Consider the following 1128-nt stretch of genomic DNA (forward strand, 5'->3'; position numbering starts at 1 on the left):
GGACTGTTCCGTTTCGCAAGCCTGTGCGGCGGAGCGCGTTTGATGGGCTAGACGATTGGCTGCGGGAGCGCTTCTTCCGCCATGGTGGCAACGCCGATGTGGTGCGCCAGGAACTGGAGAGCGAACACGGGATCGTCATAGGGCTTCGGTCGGTGGAGCTTCGGGTGCAGGGTTGGCGTCGGGAGTTGAGGGTGCAGAAGCGCGCGACGGTTCGGTTTGAGACGGCGCCGGGACATCAAATGCAGATCGACTTTGGCGACACGCGGGCGTGGATCGGCGGCGAGCGTGTTCGGGTGCACCTGTTTGTGGCAACGCTGGGTTACTCGCGTCGGCTGCATATCCGTCCCTCGCTTCGGGAGCGCCAGGCGGACTGGTTGGAGGGGATGGAAGGAGCCTTCCTTCGCTTCGGCGGGGTTCCAACGGAAGTGCTGTTCGATAATCCGAAGGCGCTGGTCGAACATCACGATGCGGCGACGCGGGAGGTGCGCTTCAATGTGCGGCTGCACGCCTTTGCCCGCTACTGGGGATTTACGCCACGGGCTTGTGCGCCCTACCGGGCGCGTACGAAGGGAAAGGACGAACGCGGGGTCGGCTACGTCAAGCACAATGCGATTGCCGGCCGCCGGTTCGAGAACTGGGCGGCGTTCGAGGCGCATCTGGACCGGTGGACGCGCGAGATTGCCGATCAGCGTGTGCATGGCACGACCGGCGTGGCTCCTGCGGAACGCTTTGCCGAAGAGGCCGTGGCGCTTCGCCCTCTGGGCGGACGGGCGCCGTTCGGGCAGCTGCGGGATCTCGTGCGCAAGGTCCAGGCAGATTGCGCAATCGACCTGGACACGAACAGTTACTCGGTTCCCTGGCGGCTGATCGGGGAGAGCGTCCAGGTCGTGGTGCTGGGCGGCCGCGTTATCGTGCGTCATGCGGGCGAGGTGGTGGCGGATCATGCCTTGTGCCGCGGACGTCGCCAACGGATTGTCGAGCGCGCGCATCTTGCCGGCGTGGTCGGCGCTGCTGCGCCGGTGCAATCGGCGCCGGCGGATATTGTTGCGCCTTCCGCTCTGTTGCGGCCGCTGGCCGAATATGAGGCACTGGTGGGAGGCAGCTGGTGATGACGACGGTCGATCACGA

At 65.7% G+C, this 1128-nt stretch carries 1 protein-coding gene; it reads left to right on the forward strand.

All coding sequences use genetic code 11. The annotated features are described in order from the left end of the window. Positions 1-1109 (forward strand): IS21 family transposase (gene istA / locus NKH04_RS33075; RefSeq protein ID WP_353045606.1); only part of this gene is annotated, 1109 nt, incomplete at its 5' end. Positions 1110-1128 lie beyond the last annotated feature (19 nt).

The sequence above is a fragment of the Mesorhizobium sp. M1365 genome (genome assembly GCF_040317865.1).
In the GTDB taxonomy this organism is placed as follows: domain Bacteria; phylum Pseudomonadota; class Alphaproteobacteria; order Rhizobiales; family Rhizobiaceae; genus Mesorhizobium.